At 67.0% G+C, this 24,406-nt stretch carries 20 protein-coding genes; 11 read left to right on the top strand and 9 right to left on the bottom strand.

Translation table 11 applies throughout. The annotated features are described in order from the left end of the window. Positions 1–184: 184 nt before the first annotated feature. Both OHB12_RS29575 and OHB12_RS29570 read left to right on the top strand, forming a co-directional pair. Entirely contained in the window at positions 185–1,126 is a 942-nt protein-coding gene (locus OHB12_RS29575) for a hypothetical protein (RefSeq protein ID WP_327112764.1), read from the top strand. After that, a complete protein-coding gene (locus tag OHB12_RS29570) occupies positions 1,123–1,458 on the top strand; it encodes an ArsR/SmtB family transcription factor (RefSeq protein ID WP_327112762.1) in 336 nt (111 codons plus the stop codon). The genes OHB12_RS29575 and OHB12_RS29570 overlap by 4 nt, the downstream gene beginning before the upstream one ends. Positions 1,459–1,601: 143 nt before the next feature. On the opposite strand, the gene OHB12_RS29565 is transcribed toward OHB12_RS29570, so the two are convergent. Both OHB12_RS29565 and OHB12_RS29560 read right to left on the bottom strand, forming a co-directional pair. Then, positions 1,602–1,910 carry a DUF6802 family protein gene (locus OHB12_RS29565; protein WP_327112760.1) on the bottom strand — a complete coding sequence of 103 codons (309 nt, stop codon included), beginning with the start codon at positions 1,908–1,910 and terminating at the stop codon, positions 1,602–1,604. Positions 1,911–1,984: 74 nt separating this feature from the next. Continuing rightward, positions 1,985–2,176: a PspC domain-containing protein gene (locus tag OHB12_RS29560; RefSeq protein WP_327112758.1), complete on the bottom strand. Its 192-nt coding sequence runs from the start codon at positions 2,174–2,176 to the stop codon at positions 1,985–1,987. A gap of 147 nt (positions 2,177–2,323) precedes the next feature. On the opposite strand from OHB12_RS29560, the gene OHB12_RS29555 reads away from it, so the two are divergent. Continuing rightward, complete coding sequence (locus tag OHB12_RS29555; protein WP_327112756.1) at positions 2,324–3,979, top strand: ABC-F family ATP-binding cassette domain-containing protein; 1,656 nt, start codon at positions 2,324–2,326, stop codon at positions 3,977–3,979. 120 nt (positions 3,980–4,099) lie between these two features. Here OHB12_RS29555 and OHB12_RS29550 read toward each other — a convergent pair whose 3' ends face one another. After that, positions 4,100–5,053, bottom strand: a complete 954-nt coding sequence (locus OHB12_RS29550; protein WP_327112754.1) for an AraC family transcriptional regulator — start codon at positions 5,051–5,053, stop codon at positions 4,100–4,102. Between the two features lie 95 nt (positions 5,054–5,148). Here OHB12_RS29550 and OHB12_RS29545 point away from each other — a divergent pair, with 95 nt between their 5' ends. Genes OHB12_RS29545 through OHB12_RS29535 form a run of 3 tightly spaced genes read left to right on the top strand, consistent with a single transcriptional unit; the run spans position 5,149 to position 8,956 of the window. Then, complete coding sequence (locus OHB12_RS29545; RefSeq protein ID WP_327112752.1) at positions 5,149–6,435, top strand: SGNH/GDSL hydrolase family protein; 1,287 nt, start codon at positions 5,149–5,151, stop codon at positions 6,433–6,435. A 54-nt stretch (positions 6,436–6,489) separates the two neighbouring features. Next, entirely contained in the window at positions 6,490–7,488 is a 999-nt protein-coding gene (locus tag OHB12_RS29540) for an alpha/beta fold hydrolase (RefSeq protein ID WP_327112750.1), read from the top strand. A 43-nt stretch (positions 7,489–7,531) separates the two neighbouring features. After that, positions 7,532–8,956, top strand: coding sequence for an MFS transporter (locus OHB12_RS29535; protein WP_327112748.1), 1,425 nt, complete (start codon positions 7,532–7,534; stop codon positions 8,954–8,956). 61 nt (positions 8,957–9,017) lie between these two features. On the opposite strand, the gene glmM is transcribed toward OHB12_RS29535, so the two are convergent. The 5 genes from glmM to OHB12_RS29510 form a co-directional block, all read right to left on the bottom strand. Continuing rightward, a complete protein-coding gene (glmM, locus tag OHB12_RS29530) occupies positions 9,018–10,394 on the bottom strand; it encodes a phosphoglucosamine mutase (RefSeq protein WP_327112746.1) in 1,377 nt (458 codons plus the stop codon). A gap of 276 nt (positions 10,395–10,670) precedes the next feature. Further along, complete coding sequence (rpsI, locus tag OHB12_RS29525) at positions 10,671–11,180, bottom strand: 30S ribosomal protein S9 (protein ID WP_327112744.1); 510 nt, start codon at positions 11,178–11,180, stop codon at positions 10,671–10,673. After that, the gene (rplM, locus tag OHB12_RS29520) at positions 11,177–11,620 is read right to left on the bottom strand and encodes a 50S ribosomal protein L13 (protein ID WP_327112742.1); all 444 of its coding nucleotides are present in this window, start codon (positions 11,618–11,620) and stop codon (positions 11,177–11,179) included. The genes rpsI and rplM overlap by 4 nt, the downstream gene beginning before the upstream one ends. A gap of 179 nt (positions 11,621–11,799) precedes the next feature. Beyond that, the gene (locus tag OHB12_RS29515) at positions 11,800–13,665 is read right to left on the bottom strand and encodes a hypothetical protein (RefSeq protein ID WP_327112740.1); all 1,866 of its coding nucleotides are present in this window, start codon (positions 13,663–13,665) and stop codon (positions 11,800–11,802) included. Between the two features lie 106 nt (positions 13,666–13,771). Then, positions 13,772–16,246, bottom strand: coding sequence for an FHA domain-containing protein (locus OHB12_RS29510; protein WP_327112738.1), 2,475 nt, complete (start codon positions 16,244–16,246; stop codon positions 13,772–13,774). 12 nt (positions 16,247–16,258) lie between these two features. Between OHB12_RS29510 and OHB12_RS29505 the strand changes: the two genes are divergently transcribed. Further along, complete coding sequence (locus OHB12_RS29505) at positions 16,259–17,794, top strand: neutral zinc metallopeptidase (RefSeq protein ID WP_327121593.1); 1,536 nt, start codon at positions 16,259–16,261, stop codon at positions 17,792–17,794. 99 nt (positions 17,795–17,893) lie between these two features. On the opposite strand, the gene OHB12_RS29500 is transcribed toward OHB12_RS29505, so the two are convergent. Continuing rightward, on the bottom strand, positions 17,894–19,288 hold the full coding sequence (locus tag OHB12_RS29500; RefSeq protein WP_327112736.1) for an FHA domain-containing protein: 1,395 nt from the start codon (positions 19,286–19,288) through the stop codon (positions 17,894–17,896). Positions 19,289–19,433: 145 nt separating this feature from the next. Here OHB12_RS29500 and OHB12_RS29495 point away from each other — a divergent pair, with 145 nt between their 5' ends. The 4 genes from OHB12_RS29495 (at position 19,434) to OHB12_RS29480 (ending at position 24,376) form a co-directional block, all read left to right on the top strand. Then, positions 19,434–20,639 carry a DUF7373 family lipoprotein gene (locus tag OHB12_RS29495; protein WP_327112734.1) on the top strand — a complete coding sequence of 402 codons (1,206 nt, stop codon included), beginning with the start codon at positions 19,434–19,436 and terminating at the stop codon, positions 20,637–20,639. Between the two features lie 118 nt (positions 20,640–20,757). Further along, a complete protein-coding gene (locus OHB12_RS29490; RefSeq protein WP_327112732.1) occupies positions 20,758–21,957 on the top strand; it encodes a DUF7373 family lipoprotein in 1,200 nt (399 codons plus the stop codon). A gap of 10 nt (positions 21,958–21,967) precedes the next feature. Continuing rightward, positions 21,968–23,173 carry a DUF7373 family lipoprotein gene (locus tag OHB12_RS29485; RefSeq protein WP_327112730.1) on the top strand — a complete coding sequence of 402 codons (1,206 nt, stop codon included), beginning with the start codon at positions 21,968–21,970 and terminating at the stop codon, positions 23,171–23,173. A 6-nt stretch (positions 23,174–23,179) separates the two neighbouring features. After that, complete coding sequence (locus tag OHB12_RS29480) at positions 23,180–24,376, top strand: DUF7373 family lipoprotein (protein ID WP_327112728.1); 1,197 nt, start codon at positions 23,180–23,182, stop codon at positions 24,374–24,376. Positions 24,377–24,406: the final 30 nt, after the last annotated feature.

Below are 24,406 nucleotides of genomic sequence, written 5' to 3'. Positions count from 1 at the left end.
CAGGTGTCCGGCTTTGTCCCGGCGGGCGTAGCGGGAGGCGGACAGGGTTTTTCCGATTCCTGCTGCGCCGTAGCAGATTCCGATGGTGCGGTCGCGTTTGACGGTGTCGGCGAACTCGACGAACCGGCGGTGTTCCTTTGTGTGTCATGTATTCTTCCATTCAAATATTTGAATGGAGCAAAAAATGCGGGTTCTGATAGTTGGTGACGGCGCGCTCGGCCAGGTTTTCGGAATGCGGCTCGGGTTCGGTGGCGCGTCCATGAGTTATCTGGTCAAGCCCGGACGGACTGGATGGGCCAACACGGGCCGCACGCTGTATCAGCTGCGCAGGCTCGGAAAACCGGTCACCCAACAGCTCCGGCCCGAGGGGGTGCACGCCGAGATCCCGGACGGGACGTGGGATATGGTCTGGCTGTGCGTGTCCTCGACCGCGCTGCGCGGGTCGTGGTTGTCCGACCTGCGGAACGCGATCGGCGCCGCGACCGTGGTGAGCATCGGTCAAGATCTTCACGACCGCGCCGTACTGGAGGAAGTCTGGCCTGCTGAGCAGGTCGTGCAGGTCGTGCCGTCCATGCTCGCCTACTCCGCACCGTTGACCGCTGAGGTTCCGGCACCGGGAATCGCGTATTGGATGCCCCCCGGCTCGACTCTGAAGGTTCTCGGTGACCGGGCCGACCGGACCCGGGTCGAGGCGGTGGCGACCGCCCTGCGGGCCGGTGGCCTGCGTGCCCGGCCCTCCACTCAGGCCGGTGCCAGCGAGGGCATCGCTGCACTGACCATGCCCTACATCGCAGCCTTGGAAGTGGCGAGCTGGTCGCTTCCCGCTCTGCTCTCCGACGTCGGTCCGGCGGCCGAAGCCAGCGCTGAAGCGTCGGCGATCGTGGCCGCGCAGACCGGAGGACGCCAGAGCCGCGCGCCGAAATTGGTGGTGAAGATGGCGCTGCGGTTGTTGCCTGTTCTGACCCCGTTCGACCTGGCTCGGTACCTTGAAGCCCATTTCACCAAGGTGGCCGATCAGACCAGACTGATGCTCGCTGGCTGGATCGCCGAGGGCGAGGCTCATGCGTTGCCGGTGACCCGGCTGCGCGAGCTCCGAAGCAGTCTCTCGGATCGGGCGACGATGTGACCGCCGCCCAGGGCATTCTGGCCAAGTTCACCGAATGCCAGCCGTTGTTCACCGCACTCGGAGACGACCGACGCCAGGCGATCATCGCCCTGCTGCTGAAAGCCGGGGAAAAGTCCAGCGTGGGAGAGATCGCCGCGCAGCTCGCCCTCTCCCAACCAGCGGTCTCGCATCACCTGAAGATTCTGCGAGCAGCGCGACTGCTCACCGTCGAACGCCAAGGCACGCTTCGGCTGTACGCCCTGAACGGCGACGAACTCGCCGACATCCTGGCCCCGCTGCGCGAGCTCGTGGACCAGATCACCTCCTGCTCAGACACCGGTGCATGCGAGTGACTTCTTTTACGCTCAGCCGCTATTGGCGCGGTTCCACGACTCGATGACGTTGAGCCCTTCCTCGATCCGGATGGGCTTCGGCGCCTGCCGAATGAGCGGCTCTATCTGCTATGACCGGGACACGGCGCAGCGCGTGTGTCGGGTCAGTTGCCGATCTTGCCCTTGTCCGTGCGGAGCCACTCCGAGGTGCCGTCGGGGTGGCGGTGGAACTCCCAGGCGGCGTAGTCGCCGTCTTTCTCCACTACGGTGACGTGGTCGGCGAAGCCGTCGTGGTCGTAGTCGGTCCAGACCTGCATCGCCTCGTCACCGGTGGTGGTGACGGAATCGAGGGTGCCGTCACCGTCGATGTCCTGGGTGGGGTGGTGCAGTTCGACCGCACCCAGGCCGTCGAGTGGCGAGGACGCGTCGACGCCGGGTAGATCCAGACCGGGGAATTCGCCCGAGGTGACCAAGACTCCTCCTCAGCGGGACTCATGCGGTGCCGCGAGCGGCATCGCCCCATCCTGTCATCCCGCACAGGCTCGAGTCACTTTTTGGGCATCAGCAGCCACAGCACCAGGTAGATGACGAACTGCGGGCCGGGCAGCAGGCACGACACCACGAACAGCAGACGGACGACGTTGGCGTTCCAGCCGAGATAGTCGGCGATGCCACCGCAGACACCTGCGATCCACTTGTCGTGGGCGGAACGGACGAAACGACGGGTGGGGGCGGTCATTGGTCTTCCTTCTCTGGTGGTGATCGCTACGAACTCCACTCTGCCGGGCGACGCGCGCCGCGACATCGGCCCGGCGACCGATACCGACCCTGATTTCTCCAGGGCCCGCTCTCAGGGTTCAACCCCGAGCACGGCAGACTCGTCCAGGTGAGCACCACTCTGCATGCCCGCGGGCTGTCCGCGGGTCACGGCGAACGCACGCTGTTCGCCGACCTCGACCTCACCCTCGCGCCAGGTAATGTGATCGGTCTGGTCGGCGTGAACGGTGCGGGCAAGTCGACACTGCTGCGCATGCTCGCCGATCGACACGCGCCGACCGGCAGCATCACATTGAGCCCGCCGGACGCCACAGTGGGCTACCTGGCGCAGGAGCCGGAGCGGGTGCCGGGCGAGACAGTGCTCGAATTCCTCGGTCGCCGAACGGGAGTCACCGCGGCGCAACAGATAATGGACGCGGCCGCCGAACGACTCACCGAGGGCGGCGCGGACGAATACTCCCCCGCGCTGGAGCGCTGGCTCGCACTCGGCGGCGCGGACCTCGACCAGCGCGCCCACGAGGTGGCGGCCGATCTCGGCCTGGCCGACAGTCTGCCGAACGGCCTCGATACGCCGATGACCGGCCTGTCCGGTGGCCAGGCCGCCCGCGCCGGATTGGCGTCGGTCCTGCTGTCGCGCTTCGATATCCTGCTGCTGGACGAGCCGACCAACGATTTGGATCTGGACGGCCTCGCCCGGCTGGAACAGTTCGTCACCGGCGTGCGTGTTCCGCTGGTGGTGATAAGCCACGACCGGGAGTTCTTGGCGCGCACCGTCAATCGGATCGTGGAGCTGGACCTGGTGCAGCAGCAGGTGGGCATGTACGACGGCGGCTACGAGTCATACCTGATGGAGCGGGAGATCGCCCGTCAGCACACGCGGGAGACCTACGAAGAGTTCGCGGACACCAAGGCGGGCCTGGAGTCTCGCGCGCAGATGCAGCGCAACTGGCTCGAACACGGCGTTCGCAACGCCCGCCGCAAGGCGCGCGACCCCAGGAAGGTGGACTCGGACAAGGCAGGCCGCAAGATGCGCGCCGAATCCACCGAGAAACAGGCCGCCAAAGCCAGGCAGACCCAGCGCCGCATCGAACGGCTGGAGGTGGTGGAGGAACCGCGCAAGGAGTGGGAGTTGCGTATGAGCATCGCCGCCGCCCCGCGCAGCGGCTCGGTGGTGGCCACGCTCTCGAACGCGACCGTCACGCGCGGCGATTTCACCCTCGGGCCGATTACCACCCAGATCGACTGGGCCGATCGCATTGTGCTGACCGGCGCGAACGGCTCCGGCAAGTCCACGTTGCTCGCCTTGCTGCTCGGAAGGATTTCGCCGGACAGCGGTGCCGCGAGCCTCGGCTCCGGCGTCGAGATCGGCGAAGTCGACCAGGCGCGCGGCCTGTTCCGCGGGACCATCGCGCTGGCCGACACCTTCGGCGCCGAGATGCCGGACTGGCCGGACGCCGAGATCCGCACGCTACTGGCCAAATTCGGCCTGCGCGGCCCGCATGTACTGCGCCCCTGCGACACCCTTTCTCCCGGCGAACGCACCCGCGCCGCCCTCGCCCTGCTCCAGGCCCGCGGCGTCAACCTGCTCGTGCTCGACGAACCGACCAACCACCTCGACCTCCCCGCCATCGAACAACTGGAGCAGGCAGTCGAATCCTTCACCGGCACACTGCTGCTGGTCACCCACGACCGCCGCATGCTCGACACTATCCACGCGACCCGCCGTTGGCACATGGAAGCGGGCACCCTCACCGAGACGCTCTGATCGGAATCCGGCGCAGTCGGCGCAGGTAGGCGTCCCGTCGGGCGTCAGCCCATTATCTGTGGCAACCCTGGTTCTGTTGATCAGTGCTATCTGACGCGCGATTACGGCATGGGCGGATATTCATGTTGCCATGGTCTGTGGGATCCACCGTTGCGTTGCCGTGGCGGGACGCTGGCGGCGGTATTGGTTCGGGGGGATGCCGTATTCGCGCTTGAATGCTTTGGAGAAGGCGTATTCGGAACGGTATCCGCTGCGTTGGGCGATGGTGTGGATGGGGGTGTCGGTGTTGTGCAGTAGCCGGGCAGCGGTGGTCATCCGCCACCAGGTGAGGTAGGTCAGGGGTGGCTGGCCGACGGCGGCGGTGAAGCGTTTGGCGAAGGTGGCGCGGGAGATACCGGCTCGTTTGGCCAGTTCTTCGACGGTCCAAGGTTTTTCGAATTGGTGGTGGATGTGGTGCAGGGTGGTGGCGATCGCTGGGTCGGTGAGTGCGGTGGCCCATCCGGTGGTGTGGTCGGCGTGTTCGTCGAGCCAGGCCCGTAACACGTGAAGCAGCAGCATGTCGATGAGGGCGGGCAGGATGGCGTTGGTACCGGAGCGTGGTTGGTGTAGCTCGGTGCCGAGCATGTCGACGGTTGTGCGCAACGCGCTGTGGTTGCCGACTCGGGCGGGGAGGTGGATCTCCGGCGGCAGGGTGTCGAGCAGCGGGTGCGGCCGTGCAAGGTCGAAGGTGTAGCAGACGCACAGCATTTCGGTGGTGGCACCGCGGCCGGGGATGTTCAGTTCCACGACGGAGTAGCCGCTACCGCGGTTGGGCTGGAAGTCGACGGCCGGACTGTCGGGTTGGTCGGACAGCGTGTGAGCGTGTTGGGGCCCGGTGAACAGGATGTCTCCGACGCCCATAGGCACCGGGGCGCCGCCGGCCGGGATGAGGCTGCAGCCGCCTTGCAGGACGATGTGACAGCAGGCCGCGTCGCTAGCGGGGAACCGCACACCCCACGGGGCGCTGCAGGTACTGCGACCGGCGTACGGCTGGCCCGCCCGCATGGCGGCGAGCACGTCGCTGAGAACGTCCACGCAGATATCCTACCGTCGGCTTATCCAGACGATCAGACAAAAAATCAAGACGTCAGGCCATTCATCATCCGGTCTTTGGTTCATACGGTCATGTCATGGGTGAATCCAAGATCGTCGACGGCGGCGCGCGGTCGACCAGTCGAGGGGCACGATCGATCATCGCCACGGCCGATCCAGATCGGGCTGCGGTGTCAGTTGGTGTGGTGGCCGGGGATCGGTGGGCTGCGGCATGGGCGACGTCGTTGCAGCGGCCGAGTGCCGGCTTCGACCCGAATTGGTCCGAGGAGGGTTTCACTGATCAGACGCTGCGCCAGGTGCTACGGCTCAGCGTGGGCGGTGACAGGTTGCGTGTTCGATTGTCGAACGCCTTCGGTGGCACGCCGCTGGTGGTCACCGCGGCGACCGTTGCCGTCAGCCGTGGCGGCGGCGCGGTCGAGCCGGGCACCGTGCGGCACCTGAGCGTCGATGGGGCACCGAGGTTCGCGATCCCTGTTGGCACCGAAGTCGCGAGCGACCCGGTGGCTTTCCGGTCGGCGCCGCTGGATTCGATTGCCGTGACGATGTACCTGGCCGCGCCGACCGGCCGCGCCACCTTTCACGCTCAGGCCTTGGCTACCAGTTATCGCGCTGCGGGCGGCCACTGCGCCGACAGCGATGGCGGAGTGTTCACCGAGACCTCGCAGTCCTGGTATTACCTGAGCGGAGTGGACGTGGCCGGCGGTCCGGCTCGGTCTGCCGGCGTGGTGGTTTTCGGTGACTCCCTGACCGACGGAACGTTCAGCACCCCGGACGCCAACCGCCGGTTTCCGGACATGCTGGCCGAGCGTCTGGCGAACACAGGTCGGCCGCGCGCGGTGTTGAATCACGGCATCGGCGGCAATCGGCTCACCGTCGATTCCGCGTGGCTCGGTGCGAAGGCGACCTCCCGATTCCGCCGCGACGTCCTGTCACAGCCTGGCATCGGCACCGTCGTCATCCTGTTGGGTATCAACGACATCGGCCTCAGCGAGGTCTCCGAGACCGCCCCGCTGCCGATCTTCGAGCCGTACACCGCGGTGTCCTGCGACGAGGTCATCGCCGGACACCGCGATCTGATCCGCCAAGCCCGCGCCGCCGGCCTGCGGGTGGTCGCCGCCACGCTGTCGCCCGCGAAACCGTCGCCGTTGTCCACCGCTCGTAGCGAGGACAAACGCGCCGCGATCAATGCGTGGATCCGAACCTGCGGCGAGTACGACGCGATCATCGACCTCGACGCCGCCCTGCGCGGACCCACCGACCCGGACCGGCTGCATGCGGCTTACGACTCCGGAGACCACCTGCACCCCAACGACACCGGCTACCGGGCTATGGCCGCAGCGATCGACCCCGCCGCCTTCGATTGAGTCGGTTCGAAACCATCACTTTCCCAATTGAATTCGACCAGAAGGAACGAACTGATGACTGCCGTAAAACGTGAGCAAGTCGAAGTCGCCCACCGCACCGTCGACGTCGACGGACTTCGGATGCACATCGCAGAGGCCGGAACCGGGCCGCTGGTGCTGCTGCTGCACGGCTGGCCCGAGTCGTGGTATTCGTGGCGGCACCAGATTCCCGCGTTGGCCACAGCCGGCTATCACGTCGTCGCCCCCGACCAACGCGGCTACGGCGACACCGACGTGCCCGAGCGCGTGCAGGACTACACCATCAAGCATCTCGTCGGTGATGTCACCAGACTCATCGACGTGCTCGGCAAACAGCGGGCGACGGTGATCGGCCACGACTGGGGCGCCATCGTCGCCTGGGAGATGGCAAAGATGTATCCGCAGCGGGTAACCGGCGTGGCCGGGCTGAGCATTCCCGACCGGTTCGCCGAACCTCGAGGTGGCGCGGCCACACCCATTGCCGATGTGCGTGCCACTCTCGGTGAGGCCTTTTACATCGTGCACTTCCAGCAGCCCGGCGTCGCCGACGCGGCATTGGCATCGGCCCTGGAACACGACCCGGAGGGGTTGTTCCGGCGGATCTTCCGCACTGCCTCCGGTGACGGACCGGGGTGGAGCGGAATGGTTCCCGGCGGCGGCACGATCGTCGACTCCCTAGCCGATGAAACGCCGACACTACTGGACTGGGAGGGCGAGCAGGACGCGAAAACCTATGCGGCCCAATTCCAGAAGTCCGGTTTCACCGGCGGCATCAACTGGTACCGAAACCTCGACCGCAACTGGGAACTGTCCGCGGCGTGGCGGGACAACCGAGTCCACGCACCGGCGCTGTATCTCATCGGTGGCCGCGACGGCGCACTGGCTCTGCCCCAATCCCAGCAACTGATGTCGGGCGGCAGCGGCTTCCTCAACCTACGCGAGACCGTCGTGCTGCCAGGGGTCGGCCACGCCATTCAGCAAGAACGACCGGACCGGGTGAACGAGGTGCTCATCCGGTTCCTGCAGTCGTTGTGAACCTTCCGAAACTCGCCACTGATACCCGCAGAGGAAACCCCGGATGACCTCTCCCACGCAGCCACGGCACGCATTCACCCTTGTGCTGCTAGCTTTTGCCCAGTTCATCATCGCCATCGACTACAACATCGTCTACGTCGCCCTCCCCGGCATCGGCCACGACCTCGGCTTCTCCACCCAATCCCTGCAATGGGTGGTCAGCGCCTACGCCGTCGGACTCGGCGGACTGCTGCTGCTGGGCGGACGCGCGGTCGACCGGCTCGGCCGGCGCCGCCTGTTCATGCTCGGCCTGACCGTCTACGGCGCGTCCTCGCTGCTCGGCGGTCTGGCGGTCGCACCAGGCATGCTGATCGGCGCCCGCGCGATCCAGGGATTCGGCGGCGCACTGCTCACCCCGGCCACCCTTGCACTGATCGCCACCGTCTTCGCTGAAGGACCGCAACGCAACCGAGCGATGGCCGTCTGGGGTACGGCGGGCGGCGCCGGCCTCGCCGCCGGTTCCCTGCTGGGCGGTGTGCTCGCCGACACCCTGGGCTGGCAATGGGTGTTCTTCGTCAATATTCCATTGACGGCGGTCGCGGCGCTGGCGGCGCAGCGCCTGCTGCCCGCCGATCCGTCGCCACGTATCCGCGACGGATTCGACCTGCCCGGAGCCTTGGTCGCCACCCTCGGCGCCTCCCTGCTGGTCTTCGGGTTGGCAAGCGGGCCAGAGGCCGGCTGGACGAGCCCGCACGGTGCCGGGGCCATTGCCGCCGGCGCTGGTCTGCTGACGCTCTTCGTACTTATCGAGCGAAGGGCCCGCGATCCGTTGATGCCGCTGCAACTGCTGCGCATCCGCAGCCTCACTACGGCAATGGCGGTCATGTTCATCTTCATGGGCACACTCAGCGGCCAGTACTACGTCTTCACCGTCTACCTGCAAAACGTGCTCGGCTTCGACGCATTGCATGCGGGCCTGGCGTTCCTCCCTTTGACCCTGATCGCCATCGTATCCACCGAGCGATTGGTGGCCCCGCTGCTGCAACGCTGGGGCCTGCGCACCACGCTGTGGGTCGGCCTGCTTGTCAACGCGATCGGCATGCTCGCATTCACTGCCGCGATAAGCGCCGGCAGCTCCTACTGGGCACTGCTGCCGGGCATCGTCATCTGGGGCGCAGGCTCTTTCACCTACGCGACCATGTTCGTCGCCGCCGCAACCGACATCGTCCCCGCCCAACAGGGCATCGCCTCCGGACTCGCCAACACCACCCTGCAGATCGGCGGCGCCGTCGGCTTGGCCGTCCTGGTAGCCGTCACCAACACCACCAGCGACCCGGAAACCGCAGAAGGCATCACTGCAGGCCTGCGCGCTGCCGGATGGACAGCCGCGGCGGCCCTGCTGTGTGCGGCCGCGATCGCAGCCACGCTCGAACCATCGGTATCGGTGGCTCCGACACACAGCGATCAGCACGAACACGTTCAGCCATAGGACACGAAATTCGACACCTGTCGACGCCCGTTGCGGTTAGCCGGCAAGAGTGCGCTGCAAATCAAACAGAGCTGACTCGTTTGGCGAGGTCGTCCGCCAGTTGCCGTGCCTGCGCCAGGTCGGTGGCCTCCACCATCACTCGCACCAGTTCCTCGGTTCCGCTGGGCCGCAGCAGAACTCGCCCGGAATCGCCGAGAATCCGTTCCGCCTCCAGGACCGCGTCGCGCACCTCGGGTGCGGTGGCGACCACGGACTTGTCGCTCACCGACACGTTCACCAATATCTGCGGCACGGTCTGCAAAACGCCGGCCAGATCGGCGAGAGTGCGCGCGGTCTCCGTCATCCGGGCCATCAGACGCAGTCCGGTCAGGATTCCGTCCCCGGTGGTGCCGTAGCGGGGGAACACCACATGTCCCGACTGCTCGCCGCCCAGCGTGTACCCGCCGCGCCGCAGTTCCTCTAGCACGTAGCGGTCACCGACCGCGGTGGTGCGCACGGTGATTCCGGCCGAGCGCATGGCGATGTGCAGGCCGAGGTTGCTCATGACGGTGGCGACCAGGGTATTGGCCGCCAGCTCGCCCGCCTCGTGCATGGCCAGCGCCAAAATCGCCAGGATCGCGTCGCCGTCGACCACGTTGCCTTCGGCGTCGACGGCCAGACAGCGGTCGGCGTCACCGTCGTGTGCGAGGCCGAGATCGGCGCCGTGCGTCAGCACAGCCGCACGGACTTGGTCGAGGTGTGTCGAGCCGCAGCCGTCGTTGATGTTCAGCCCGTCGGGCTCGGCGTTGATGGCGATCACCGTCGCCCCGGCCTCGCGGTATGCGGCGGGCCCGACTTCCGCGGCGGCACCGTGTGCGCAGTCGACCACCACGGTCAGCCCGGACAGGTCCTGTCCGGTCGCCTCCACCAGGTGCTCGACGTAGCGCTCGTGCGTGCCCGCGACACTGTACAGATCCGGGATGACCAGCCCGTGGTCGCGCGCACCGGAGGCATTGCGCACCCGCCCGATACCATCGCCGGTCGGCCGGAACGGCGCGTTTTCGGTGATGAGCGCCTCGATCCGATCCTCGATCGCGTCGTCGAGTTTGTGCCCGCCCGCGGCGAAGATCTTGATCCCGTTGTCCGGCATGGGGTTGTGCGAGGCGGAGATCATGACGCCGAGGCAGGCGTCGTAGAGACCGGTGAGGTAGGCGACGGCGGGCGTTGGCAGCACCCCCAACGAGAGCACATCCACTCCCGCCGCGGTCAGTCCGGCGGTCACGGCGGCCTCCAGCATCTCCCCGCTGGCCCGCGGATCACGGCCGACCACCGCGAGAGCACGCTTCTTGCCGCGACTCAGAATCTGCGCGGCCGCGCCCGAAACGCGCAGCGCGAGTTCCGGACTCAGCGACTCATTGGCAAGCCCACGGACCCCGTCGGTGCCGAACAACCGTCCCATACCTCGCCCCTAATCGGTGGATCTGCGGCGTGAGCGACAGGCCCGGAGGCGGCAGCCCGTGTAACTACGAAGGGGCCCCGCGAACGCCGCAAGTACATACAGCAAGAGCAGGCAACCAGCCGTTCGCCGGAAGCCTGCTCTCGTACAGCTGCCACGTCGACCGTACCCAGCGTGAGCGGTCCTCATGGTTACGCAGGCTACCGCCTCCGGCCTGACCACTCCCGCAGACTCCGGCACCGCCAGGGTGGTGGATGCCGGAGGTCGACGACGCCGAAATCAGCGCTTCGAGTACTGCGGCGCCTTGCGCGCCTTCTTCAGACCGTACTTCTTGCGCTCGGTGGCACGCGGGTCACGGGTCAGGAAGCCTGCCCGCTTCAGCGCGGGACGATCGTCCGGGGTGACCTCGATCAGCGCGCGGGCGATGGCCAGACGCAGGGCGCCTGCCTGGCCCGACGGGCCGCCGCCGACCAGGCGGGCGTGCACGTCGAAGGACTCGGTGCGCTCGACGGTCACCAGCGGCGACTTGACCAGCTGCTGGTGCACTTTGTTCGGGAAGTAGTCCTCGATGGTGCGACCGTTGAGCACGAAGTTGCCGGAGCCGGGGAGTAGCCGGACGCGGACGACGGCCTCCTTGCGGCGGCCGACGGTCTGCACCGGACGGTCGATCACGATCGGAGCGAAGGTCGCCGAGACCTCAGAGTCCTCGTAGCCCGCGCCGTCCTCGACGGCCTCGACAGCGTCGAATTCCTCGACGGCGTCTTCGTTGAATTCCTCAGGAGCGGTCACTGGGCCACCTGCTTGATCTCGAACGGAATGGGCTGCTGGGCGGCGTGCGGATGCGTCGGGCCCGCGTAGACCTTCAGCTTGCCCGCGATCGCGTTGCCGAGCTTGTTCTTCGGGATCATGCCCTTGACGGCCTTCTCGACGAGCCGATCGGGACGGGCCTCCAACACCTGACCGACAGTGCGCGACTTGAGGCCGCCCGGGTGCCCGGAGTGGTGGTGGATCAGCTTGTCCTGCCGCTTGTTGCCACTGATGGCAACCTTGTCGGCGTTGATGATGATGACGAAATCGCCACCATCGACGTGCGGGGCGTAGGTCGGCTTCGTCTTGCCACGCAGCAGATTCGCTGCTTGGACGGCGAGACGGCCGAGCACTACGTCAGTGGCGTCGATGACGTACCACTTACGGGTCACGTCACCCGCCTTGGGGCTGTACGTAGGCACAGTGCTTCCCTGTCTGTCGTTGGTGTTGCCAGCCGAGCGTGTGGTCGAGATGTTTTTCCGGCGGCCGGTGGAGACCCGGGACTCGATGGACGACCGGACCGATCCGAACGCAATCGACCGAGCGTTCCACACGCCAACGAGCGACGATACCAGCGGTGCCCGGCCGGAAAGAAATCGCGTCAGATCTCGAACGGCGGACCGGGGTCGATGGCTCCGGGCGGGCCGGGCACCACGTAGCGCAGGGTGTCGATGCCGGGCCGTCCGCATTCCGGGACGCCGCTCTCGTCGGCCTGCGCTCCCGACTGGCTGCCCCTGGCGGTGGCGATCCCCGGCTTCGGCTGGTTGATGGCGTGCGGGGTCAGCTCGCACATGATCGGCTCCGTCCCGCCCGGCGCCACCTCGTTGTCCAGGGCGACTGAGCCCACATGGCCGGCTACTGCTCGCAGGTCGCTCGAGATAGCACCGCTGGCTTCCGCGGCAAGCTCGACCCGATCACCGCCGGAGGGCAACGCGATCATGGCGAGCGCCACCGCGCCGACCACGGTGTTGGCTCCGAACAAGTTGCCCTTCATCTTGTTCCAGCGCTTTCCCTTGCGGGACCGGTCCTCGTCGTCGGACTCCCTGCCGGGTTCCTGCTGGTGCCCGCCGCGCTGCTGCGCCTGCGCACCCTGGTACGGCTCCTGTGCTCCCTGGTACGGCAGTTGCTGGTCCGGCGCGCCCTGGTATGAGGGCCGCGGGCCGAGCGGCGGCACCGGGCCACCGGGAAGCGGCCCCTGCGGCGGGCCGCCGAGATCGCCTTGCCGGCGCCTCTGCTGCTCGTCGGGGTGCTGGCTCGGTGGACGTGTGAAGCGGCTGCCCAGCTCGGCGAGGTTGGGCGGGAGGCCGTGCGGCACCTGCTCGCGCCCGATCGGGGTGGTCGGGTCCTCCTGCTGGCTGGGATACCCGGGGCCGTACTGGACGCCGGGGACCGATCGGAACGGCGGCTGCTCCGTTCCGCGCTGCCCGGTGTCCGGCTGCTGCGGCGGCCGTTCCTCCGGCCGCCGCGATCCGGTCTCGGTTCGACGGTGCCCCGCGTCGGCTTGCTGCTGAGCGGCGGCTTGCTGCTGAGCGTATTCGGCCTGCTGCCTGGCGGTATCCACCGGGGACCCAGGGCCGGGCGCTGGTTCGGCCTGCCTGTCCGCCGACACCGGCTCACCCGACTCGGTGTCGGTCACCAGCAAGTGCGCGGCACCGAGCACGAGCGCGTGCATCGGATGGTCGGCCACCTGCAGCCGATGTCCGAGATGATTCTGGAAGGCCAGGCGCAGCGCGTCGTTGAAGCACACATTGCCGGACAGCAGGACCGTAGAGGTATCCGCGCCGATCGAGCGGGCCGCGGCCATCACCTCGATCACCACGTTGTCGGCCGATCGCGCGTCGCGCATGGCCTCGGCGTCGACCGGGACATCAACCGACTCGGTGGGCTGCTCGTCGTCGCCATGCACGGCGACCACCAGCATGGTCCTGCCGTCGGAGTACACGCCCGTCGCGCCGATGCCGTGCGGCCTGGCCTGGTCCGGCGGATGCACCAGCCCGAGCGCGCGCACGTAGCCCGACAGCGCGACGCTCTCCGGCAGCGGCTCGACGGTGACGTCGAGTTGTTCCACCAGCGTGGCGTAGACATCGACCTTGTCGTCCGGCCAGCCGTCCGGGAAGGGTAGCGCCACCAGGTCCGGCTTGCCACGCACGTGCTTGCCGATCTCCGCGAGCGGGTTGTACAACCGCGCGCGGAACACCAGCTCGGCGGGCCATGTCGCGCCCGCCACCACGATCTGCGGATGGCCGAGGATGTCGCGCACGTCGGCGATCGCCATCCCCAGATCAGGCCTCCTCCGTTCCGCACCCGCGGTGTACAACCGACCCGACGAATCCGCCAGCACATAAGCCGGCGGTGTCCACATACCCTCCACCTGCACCGGGCGGATGGGGGTGCCCCCACCGCCCGCGGCCACGGACACCACATCCCATCCGAGATGTACTGCCCCTACTCGCACCGTCACAGGCATAAGTGTGCCCGCTTCCCGGCCGAGATGCTGAACCTCGTGGTCAGCCCCGGTTCGTCGCCGCTTTCGCCCGGCGGAGCCGGGTCACTCGCTGTCGGTTCGGGAAGCGTCACGCCGCCGACTTCTTCAGTCGCAACCGGCGCCACGTGATGATCGCCAGCACCGCGGTGATCACCAGCAGGATCCCGACGTCCAGCGCCCAGATCTCCGGCTTCTGCTGCCACAGCGTGTCGGGCTGTGCGCTGAGGAACACCTCGCGGATATTCACCGTCGACGCACCGGATGCGTAACCCCAACGGGCCGGGAACAGCCAGGACACCTGCTCGAGCGCTACCCGGCCGGTGACCGGGATGAGACCGCCGGCCATCACCAGCTGGCACATGATCGCCACCACCAGCAGCGGCATCACCTGCTCGTTCGACTTCGCCAGCGAGGAGAGCAACAGACCGAGAACCACACAGCAGACCGCGGTCAACGCGATATCGATGTACAGCTCCGCGCTGCCGGAAGCCAGCACCGCACCCTCACCGGGCTGCTTCTTGCCCGCGAGCACGATCCCCACCAGCACCGCCGACTGCAGCAGCGCGGTGCAGCTGAACACCGCGATCTTCGCCATCAGATATGCCGAAGGCAGCAGGCCCACCGCGCGTTCCCGCTGGAAGATCGTCCGCTCGCCGACCAGGTCGCGCACCGTCAATGTGGAGCCCATGAAGCAGGCACCGAGGATCAGCACCACCAGCAGCTGTTGTGTCTCGCCGCCGCCTTCCGGCACGAACGTGCCGTCCGGTAGCGCCTTCAACGCACCGCGCTGGAAGCCGTTCTTACCGGGAACCACCAGGGAGAGCCCGCCGAGGATGAACGGCAGGACCACCAGGAACACCAGATAGCCGCGGTCGGCGAGGATCAGCCGGAACTGTCTGCGTGCCAGGGTCGAGAACTGCTTGCCACCGCTGGACTGTGGCGGACTGCCCGCCGACCCGTACGGCTGCGGCGGTGGCGGAGGCGACGGCGCGAACGCCTGCCGGGAGCGGTAGGCCGCGAACGCCTGATCCGGGTTTGCCGCGACGTTGGCGAAGATCTCCGCCCAGTCGCTGGTGCCGAGGGTCGCGCCGACTCCGGCCGGGTTGCCGCAATAGGCGGTCTTGCCGCCGGGCGCGAGCAGCAGCACCTGATCGCACATGTCCAGGTGCGCCACCGAGTGGGTCACCACGATCACCACGCGGCCCGCGTCGGCCAGCTCGCGCAGCATCACCATGACTTGCCGGTCCAGCGCCGGGTCCAGGCCCGACGTCGGCTCGTCCAGAATGAGCAGCGAAGGGCCTGTCAGCAATTCCAGCGCCACCGAGGCGCGCTTGCGCTGGCCGCCGGAGAGCCGGTCGACCCTGGTGTCGGCGTGCTCGGTGAGCGAAAGCTCCTTCAGCACACCGTCGATCACCGCCTGGCGGTCTTCCCTGCTGTTGTCCCGGGGCAGCCGCAGTTCGGCCGCGTAGCCGAGCGCCTGGCGCACGGTGAGCTGACGGTGCAGCACGTCGTCCTGCGGCACCATGCCGATGCGGGAACGCAGCGCCTCGTATTCGGCGTGCAGGTTGCGGCCCTCGAAGGTGACCACACCGCCGGACGGACGGGTGGTGCCGGCGATCAAGCGCGAGAGCGTCGACTTACCCGCGCCGGACGGGCCGATCAGCGCGGTCAGCGTCCCTCGGCTCGCCGACATGTTCACGTCGACGAGCAGCTGCTTGTTGCCCTCGACGGTGAACCCGACGCCGTGCACCGCGAGGCCCTGTTCGGCGACCGGCTTCTGTCGGTGCACCAGCGTGCCCTGCTGCACGACGAAGTCGACGTTGCCGATGGTGATGATGTCGCGCTCGCGCAGTACCGCGTGTTGCCTGCGGTGCCCGTTGACGAAGGTACCGTTCGCCGAACCGAGATCCTCGATGGTCAGCCCCTCGGCGGAGGCGACGAGGCGGGCGTGCTTGCGGGAGGCCAGCGGATCGTTGACGACGATCTGGTTGTCGGTGGTGCGGCCGATGGCCAGACCGCTCGGAGGAACGCGATCGGGGCGGGCGATCGGCGCGGTGGACACCCTCGCCCGGACCGGCGGAACGTTCGAGGTGCCTGCCCTTGTCGTCATGTTGATGTTCGGCGGCGGCGCGGACGCGGCCTGCGGAGGCTGATACTGCGGAGGCTGGAACTGGTGCGCGGAAGGCTGACCCGGATGCGGTTGCGGCGCGGGCTGGGGCGGCCGTATCGAAGGCCGCTGCGGGGGTTGGGGATTCGCGGGTAGCAGGTGTAGGAGCGGACCGCTGATCGCGTCACCGAGCCGCACCTGGGTGGGGCGATCGATCGACACCGGCTGAGTGAGTCTGCGCGCGTCCACGAACACGCCGTTCGTGCTCTGATTATCGGCCAACACCCAAGCGCTGCCCTGCCAGGCGAGCGTCGCGTGAACCCGCGAGACGAGCGGGCTGTCGACGAACAGCGTCACCTCCGGCGCCCGGCCCATCGTGACCTTCTGGCTCGAATCGAAAATCCGCTCGGTTCCATCATGGCGCACGGTGATGGTCTGCGCCCCCGGTGAAGACATGCAGCGGATACTATTCCATCACCCGGACACCGGCGGTGCCCCCGACGCGCCTTTTGCCCCGATCCGGGCGACCGACGTGAACGTGATAACGGCCGACCAGGGGGAGCCTTGCCGACATACAAAGCGACCGCGGTTATTACGGTGATACTGACCGTTCTGGTGCTGGTCGGAGGCTGCACCAGGCTCGTCGACGGCAGGGCTGTCTCCATCTACGACGACCCGTTCAAGGTCGCTGGGCTGCCCACGACCAGCGGTCCGAGCGGACCGCGCGACAGCGTCCCGGACAGCACACTGACCGCGACGAACGGCGACGGCGGCGCGATGGACAGGCTGGCGCTCAACGCCGTCGACGACATCCAGACCTACTGGCGCGACGAATTCGGCAAGGAATTCCAGGGTGAGTTCAAGCCGGTCGGCAAGCTGCTGTCCTGGAGCGCGAAGTCCCCGCGCACCGACGCGGTCGAGTTCTGCAAGGAGTCCACCTACCACCTGGTGAACGCCGCCTACTGCCGACTGGACAATTCCATCGGCTGGGATCGGTCGGTCCTACTTCCCACCATGGAGGAGACCTTCGGCAAGATGGCCGTGGTCATGGTGCTCGCGCACGAGTACGGGCACGCGGTGCAGACCATGGCCAAGATCGTCGGCACGAAGGACCCGGTGATCGTCAAGGAGCAGCAGGCCGACTGCTTCGCGGGCGCGTTCATGCGGCACGTCGCCGAGGGCAAGGCCGCGCACTTCACGATCAACACCTCCGACGGACTCAACTCGGTGCTCGCCGCCACCGTCGCCATCCGCGACTCCAACCCTGACGACCCGGAGAGCGTGCACGGCTCCGCCTTCGAACGGGTCACCGCCGTCCAGGTCGGCTTCACCGACGGACCGCGAGCATGCAAGGGCATCGACATCGACGAGATCAACCAACGCCGCGGCACTCTGCCGACGAGCTTCGACGGAGAGTCGGGCGAGTACGAGATCACCAAGAACAATCTGATCGAACTCAGCAAGGCGTTAGCCGCGATCCTTCCGATACCCGAGGAACCGACCTACGACTACAGCGGGGCGAAAGTCGACTGCCGCAGCGGCGTCACGACCGAACCCGTGTCCTATTGCGCGGCAAAGAACCTCATCGCCACGGACATTCCCGGACTTGCGCAACGCGGCACGGTGAACTCGGACCCGGATGAGCCGCTACCGGTCAAGGTGACCGGCGACTACAACGGCTACATGGTGTTCATCTCCCGATACACGCTGGCGGTACAGCGCAATCACAAGCAGCAACTCGTCGGTCCGAAGGCCGGACTGCGCGCGGCGTGCCTTTCCGGGGTGGTCACCGGAAAGCTCGCGGAGACCGGACGTCCCGTGAACCAGGGCGACATCAAGCTCGCCGCAGGTGATCTCGACGAGGCCGTCTCGGGCTTGCTCAGCGACGGACTGGCCGCCAGCGACGCCGAGGGCAAGACCGTGCCGAGCGGTTTCGCCAGGGTGGACGCGTTCCGGGCCGGCGTTCTCGGCGGGCAGAACACCTGTATGGCTCGCTACTCGTAGATTCAGAACTTCGTTCCGGGGGATTCAGAACTTCGTTCCGGGGGATTCAGAACTTCGTTCCGGGGGATTCAGAACTTCGTTCCGGGCTTCCCCCGCGTGTCAGCGGCCGAACGGTGGCGGGGCCGCGTGTTCGAAGCGGAGCACGCGGTTGCCGAGCATGATTTCAGTGCCGGGGATCAGCACCATGGACTGGTTCGGGGCCAAGCGCACCCAGTCGCGGTAACCGGGCAAGCGGGTGCGGGTGCCGTTGGTCGAACCGCGATCCACCACGGTCACGTCCCAGTTCACGAGTCGGATCTCGGCGTGCGCGCGCGACATGCCGCCGGAGGAGTCGTCCACCCGCAGCGGAACGAGTCCGTGCTCGGCCGCCGCGGAATGCTCCGGGTCGCGGCCGATCACCGCGTCCGCGGCCAGCAGGTAGGTCGTGCCGTCATCGAGAATCAGCATGCCCAGTGGCGGGCGGACCACTTCGATCAGCCCCTGCGTCTGGTCGACCGGCATGCCGCACACGGTGCAGAACGCGGCGCGCGGATCAGTGGGATGCGCTCGCGCGCACTTGAATCCCAGCACCTTGACGGTGAGCGCCGTGGTCCGCGCGGTCGCCTCCAGGCGGCGCTGCAGATCCGAGTCGGGCAGCGGAGCGGGGTTGGTGCCGCCGAGCTGGGTCGGCGCGTCGTGCGGATCGATCGGCTCCTGCTCGGCCTCGGAGTCGTGCATCGCGGTCGACGGCGCCGTCCGGTGCGGCTGGGGCGGCGGCATTTGTTGTGGCTCGGGCGCTTGCTGCGGTTCCGGCGGCTGCTCGGGCCGGTGTGCTTGCTGGGGTTCCAGCGACTGCCGAACCTCGGAGTCGGCGGGCGGCTCGTGCTCGATGCGGGCGGTCGGCAGCGGCGGCACCTCGGCGCGGCGATGCGTGCCCTCGCGGCGGGACGCCCGTCCGTTCGTGGGCGTTCCGGCACGCGCTCCGTCGGACCAGACGACGGCGCCGCCCGCCTGCGCGATACCTTCGACCAGCCAGCCGATGCCACGCTCCGGCGGCAGATCCGGAATGCGGCCCTTCGCATCGTCGACGAACAGGGCGACCGCCCGCGCGGGAACCTCCGCGGCCCGATCGATCGTGAACGCAGCACCGCTGCCGCGATACAGCTCGACCGTGCCGTCACCGGCCAGCACCGCCGTGACCGCACCGTGCAGGAAGATCGCCACGCCTCCGTTCTCGGTGGCGGAGAGAATGCCGAAGTCGATCGGCTCACCCGGGCTGATCTGCTCGGCGTGTTTCATGAGCCAGCGGGTCGCCTGCCGGGCCACCACGGCGCCCGGCCCCTTCGGCTCCTGATCGGTCGCCGCACGCACCAGTTCGGCCAACGATTCGAGGGCGATGACGGCCGGAGAATCCTGGGTCAACCTGGCCCGTCCGCGGTGCGCCACAACGATGACCGCGTCGACGACCCTGGCCACGGCATGGCTACCTACGACAACCTCGACCTGCCGATCCATCACCGGTATCGGCCTCCGCCGAAGGCACAGTGCAGGGTCGTCGTCACGCAGACAAGGGTATTGCAATCCGAGCGCTATCGGTCCCCCTCCCCTGCGTCCGTCCGGTAACTTCAGTGTCAGCAACGGGAGGAACGAGGGGCCTGTCATGGTTCGGACCAAACGCATTGCGCTCACCGCGTATTGCCTGGCATGGGCAGGACTGCTCACCGGCTGCGCCAGCGTGCACGGTACGCCCACCGCAGGGGAGATCGACGTGCGAAAGCTGGAGGTCGGCACCTATCCCGTGGACCGGCACCGGTACGACCAGGACTCCGCAGGCAAGGGCGCGCTGCTCGAAGGCATGCGGATGTCCGACGCGGTGGTCCCGACCGTACGCATCGATCCGGCACTGAAAGTCGGACGGGGCAGCACCGTGGTCGCCGACGCCGAGCAGGCGCTCGACTTCGTCGCCAAGGTCTCCAAGCCGGTTTTCGACAACCGCAAGCTGATCGTCGGTTACGCCGCCAGCGGCGCCGACCGCCCCGACCCCGCCGGCCAGACCAACCCGTCCCCCGACGCCACCGCGATCACCGACGCCGTGTTCCGCTTCCCCGACGAGGCCGACGCGAGGCTCACCGCTCGTGAACTCGAGGATGTGGACATCGCCGTGTCGCCGGAGAACCGCAAGCTCTCGTCGACCAAGTACCCCGACGCCTACATCCATTGGCGTCCCGGCGTTCCTACCGTCGGCACCTTCATGGCCTACAAGGAATTCGTCATCTCCTTGTTCATCCAACGACCCCGTGCCGACAGCACCGACCTGGTGAGCTGGATCGACAAGACCCTCGCCGCGCAGGTCGCGCAGCTGGACACGTTCACCCCGACCCCCGCGAACAAGCTCGACGCCCTGCAGGTCGACCCCGACGGACTGCTCGCGCGCGTCGCCGTCGCCGACCGCAAGAGCCGTACCCCCGATCCGGCGACCTTCGCCGTCTACGGCGCCGACCACACCGTCCATCGCGCCGACGACGAGGACGCACACCTGCGCCTGATCGAGGACGCGGGCGTCGACCACACCGCCATCGTCGACGACGACTACGTCGCCCGCACCCGTGACGCGGCCGCCGCACAGAAACTGGCCACCGGTCTGCTGGAAAGCGAAGGCGGGCATTACGACACCCTCGGCGCCCCCAAGGACGTCCCCGGTGCCAGGTGCCTCCAGCTCAACAGCAAGGGCGACCCGAACCGGGAGTACAAGTACCGCTGCTACGTCGCCTACAAACGGTACGTCGGCGTCGTCACCAGTGATAAGGAACCGGACGTGCGGCAGCAGGTCGCCGCGGAGTATGCGCTGTTGGCGAATAGTTTCTGACCCGCGCAGACCGATGTCCGCAGACCGTTCGGTCCGGGCTGGCGGGGACCGGTGAAGTACAATCCGCGGGACTACGCAAGGCTTTTGGGGAGGGACGTTGCAGTTTGCCGCGAGACCGATGCCGCTCCGAACCGCATATGCCCTGATCATGTCGGGAATGCTGGCCGTCGGTGTCGGCGCATGTGGTTCGACTGTGCCGGGCCGGGCCGAGCGGGTGCAGCCGGATCCGGCCACGTTGGATGTCGGGAACTATCAGACCAAGCCGCGCGAGATCGGCAACGCCAAGAACGAGAAACAGGCACGCGCGCGCGAATCGCAGCGGCTCGCCGACTTCGTGGCATTGCCGTTCGAGGCCGACCCCACCTACGTCGAAGATACCTGGTCGCTGCGGCCACACATCGTCTACAACCAGAGGTCGCTGGGGAAGCTGGTCATCAACGACACCTTCGACGAGGTCGCGAAGGATCTCGTCGCAGGCTGGGTCAACGCGTGGAGCACCGGGGGCCCGCGGGAGGCACCGAGGCGCACGCTCAGCCTGGCGGTCATGATGTTCCCTGACGCCGAGACCGCCATGACAGTCGGCCCGACGCTCGAGCACGACGACTTCACCTACAACCGCGACAACCAGCCGGTCGCGATCACGAAACACCCGAATACGACGGCACATTGGCGTCCGGACGTGTCGTCGCTCGGTTCCTGGACCGTCCACGACCGGTACGTCGTCTACATCAAGGTGGAGGACGACACCTCCGCGCCCGATCTCCCCGCTCTGACCGCCCAGGTCGAGAAGATGCTCGACGTACAGATCCCGCTGCTCGCCACGTTCCGGCCGACCCCCTCCGACGAACTCCCGCAGGTCCCACTGGACCCGGGAGGGCTGCTCGCGCGGACGATTCCGAGCAATCCGGAATCACCGATCCGCGCCGATCCCGACGGGGTATATGCCGGTCGTGGCGTGATGTCTCTGATGGACGGCACGCAGAACTCCCTGGCGACCCTCGAAAAGAGCGGAGTCGATCTCGTCTCGTTCGGCGACGCCGTGGTCTTCCGTAGCAAGACGCGACAGGGCGCTGATGATCTATGGGCAGCCTGGCAACCGTCGAAACAGCTGAAATCCGACCAGAAGCTGGTCGGGGCGCCGACCGGGCTCGGCGACCACGTCGAGTGCTACGCGGACATCGCGGCGAGCACTCAGGCAGTCGCTATGAACCTGTGCGTCTTCCAGGTCGATCGATACACGGTGCAGGCATTCGGAAAGCAGTTGCAGGACCTGCACCAGAAGGTCTCCGCACAGTACGCGCTGTTGACGAGTAAATGAGGGGGCCCGAGTGAGGTACAGACTTCGGACTTTCGCGATACTCGCCAGCTCGATCGTCTTGGCCGCGGGATGCTCCAGCACAGTCGACGGCAATCCACAGCCCGGTATGTCGCCAGTGGATCTGACGATCCTGAAAACCGGAGCGCTGGCCACCGAGCCCACCGCGTACAACCCGCGGATCACCTCCGCGAACGATGTCCGCTTCATCGAAGCCCGCCGGATGCTGAACTATCTGGTGCAGCCGTTCGACGTCGACAGCGATCTCACCGACGTGGGCTACGTCAAGCTGATCGCGACACCGCTGAGCATGGTCAACCCGGGGGCGTTCCCGGAGAAGTACCAGGTGGTAGGCGAGAAGTACAACGTGCTGGCAGGCGCCTATGTCTCGCGGACCAACGGAAATCTGCGCAGCACAAAGAAATTGATCATCTCGATACTTCGTTTTCCGACCGAGACCGACAGCAGGAACGCCGCGGATGAGTTCGACCGGATCACCAACGAGGAGCCGGGCAGACATCCCGTTCCGATCGATGGATATCCCGACGCCAGGTCGACCTCGGGAAACGACCTGGCCGCCATTGTGTTCCTCCAGCACGGCCCGTACGTCATCACGGCCAATGCCGGAGTACCCGAGCCGAACAAGGACGCGCTCGCGAGCGTCCTGAAGAAGACGATCGATCGGCAGATCGCCGAACTGGACAAGCAGCAGCCGGTTCCGCTCGACGACCTGCTCGACCTGCCCCTCGACCCGGACGGAATCATGCGCCGCGCCGCGCCCTCGGCGAAGGACTACAGCGACCCCTTCTTCGGCCGAGACGATTTCGGCCCTTATCAGCCCTCTGGAATTCTGCACTTCGAACGCAATCCGATCGAGGTGCGCACAGCGTTCGAAGAGGGCGGCGTCGACCTGATCGGCCGCCAGAGCGGAACGGTGTATCGGACGCGCGACCTTCCCTCCGCATTCCGCCTCCAGGCGGCTCTCGCCAAACCGGAGAAGAACGACGAGGTCGTCGATCCGCCGCCCGGCCTCGCCGACACACGGTGCCTGAAGTTGGACTTCCGGGATATCAACCGTTTGAACAAGGGTCTGTGCGTCATCGTGTACGACCGATACGTCGCCGTGGTGGTCTCCCAATTTCCCGATATCAGCCGGGTCGACCGGCAGTTGCTGGAACGGACCGCCGCTCAGTACTCGATTCTCGCGAAGAGTGGGTGATCATCGATGCGGATACGAAGCCTGACGTGCGCGGCGCTCATCGCGTGTGTCTTCGCGACCAGCGCCTGCGGGGGTGACACCACCGAGCAGGCCGACGTCCAGCGAGTCGATGTCACGAAATTGGATTCGGGCAGCTACCCGACGGCGCCGATCGACATCGAGCGGTTCAGGACCGACCAATCCGGAGCCGCGCGCGAAGCGATACGCATCGGTGCCGCAACACCACTCGTGTCGGACATCGACAACCGATACATCTACCAAAATCCATACCGCACGCACGCGACCACTCCGAAGTCGCCGCCCTCGCTGAAAGCGGTGGACCGCAGTGAATTCGATGCGGTCGCGCCCGGCCTGGTGACGGGGTGGTACACGCAAGGACAACGGAGGAAAGAATTCGGCATCGGCAGCGAGGTGCTCATCTACGTTCTCCGCTTCTCCGATGAAAGCCACGCCTCCGCGGCGGTCAAGGAGCTCATCGAGCGTGTTCCGGGTGACAGCATCTCCATTCCCGGCTATCCGGCGGCCAGAGCCAGGCACAATGCCCACACCGAGTTCGGCACCAATTTTCTGAGCACCGGGCTCGCGCACGGCGAGATGGCGCTGCTGGTCCAGATCAACGACCCGATCAGCCGCCCCTTCGCTCCCGGCCCTCCCGCCGATCTCACCGGGCGCTCGTTCGACAAGCTCATCGACATGCTCCGGCAGTACACACCGACACCGATCGACAAGATATCCGCACTACCGCTCGACGTGGACGGGATGCTCAGCCGGACAGTGCCGCTCGACGACAACAACAAGCCGGTCGACGGTTCCGACCCGTCGGGGGTGTATCCGGCGCAGGCACTGCTGCATTCGGAGCAGGACCCGAATTCGGCGCGCTCCGCGTACGCGGACGCCGGTGTCGACTATGCCGCGGCCGTCGGAGCGGTGGTCCTGCGGGCCAAGGATTCGGCGGGCACGACCCGGCTGCTGGCCGCGATCTCGGCACCGGTCTCGGCCGAGTACGACAAGTTGGACAGTCCGGCGAACCTGCCGGAAGCCAAATGCTTCAAGCCGAAAAAAGGACCGAGCAAGTCACCGTTGGACAAGCCGGTGTGCTACTTCGCCTTCGATCGCTATGTAGCCCAGGTGAGCAGCAACAACGTCCAAGACCTGCAGCAAAAGACCGCGGCGCAGTACAAGCTGTTGGCCTATGGGCGTTGAGCCCCGCGCCGGGTACAGGTCGAACCCCCG

It is taken from the genome of Nocardia sp. NBC_01730, from assembly GCF_035920445.1.
Taxonomy (GTDB): Bacteria; Actinomycetota; Actinomycetes; order Mycobacteriales; family Mycobacteriaceae; genus Nocardia.
Note: the sequence above shows the minus strand (reverse complement) of the source record. Positions and strands in the feature narration are given on the sequence as shown.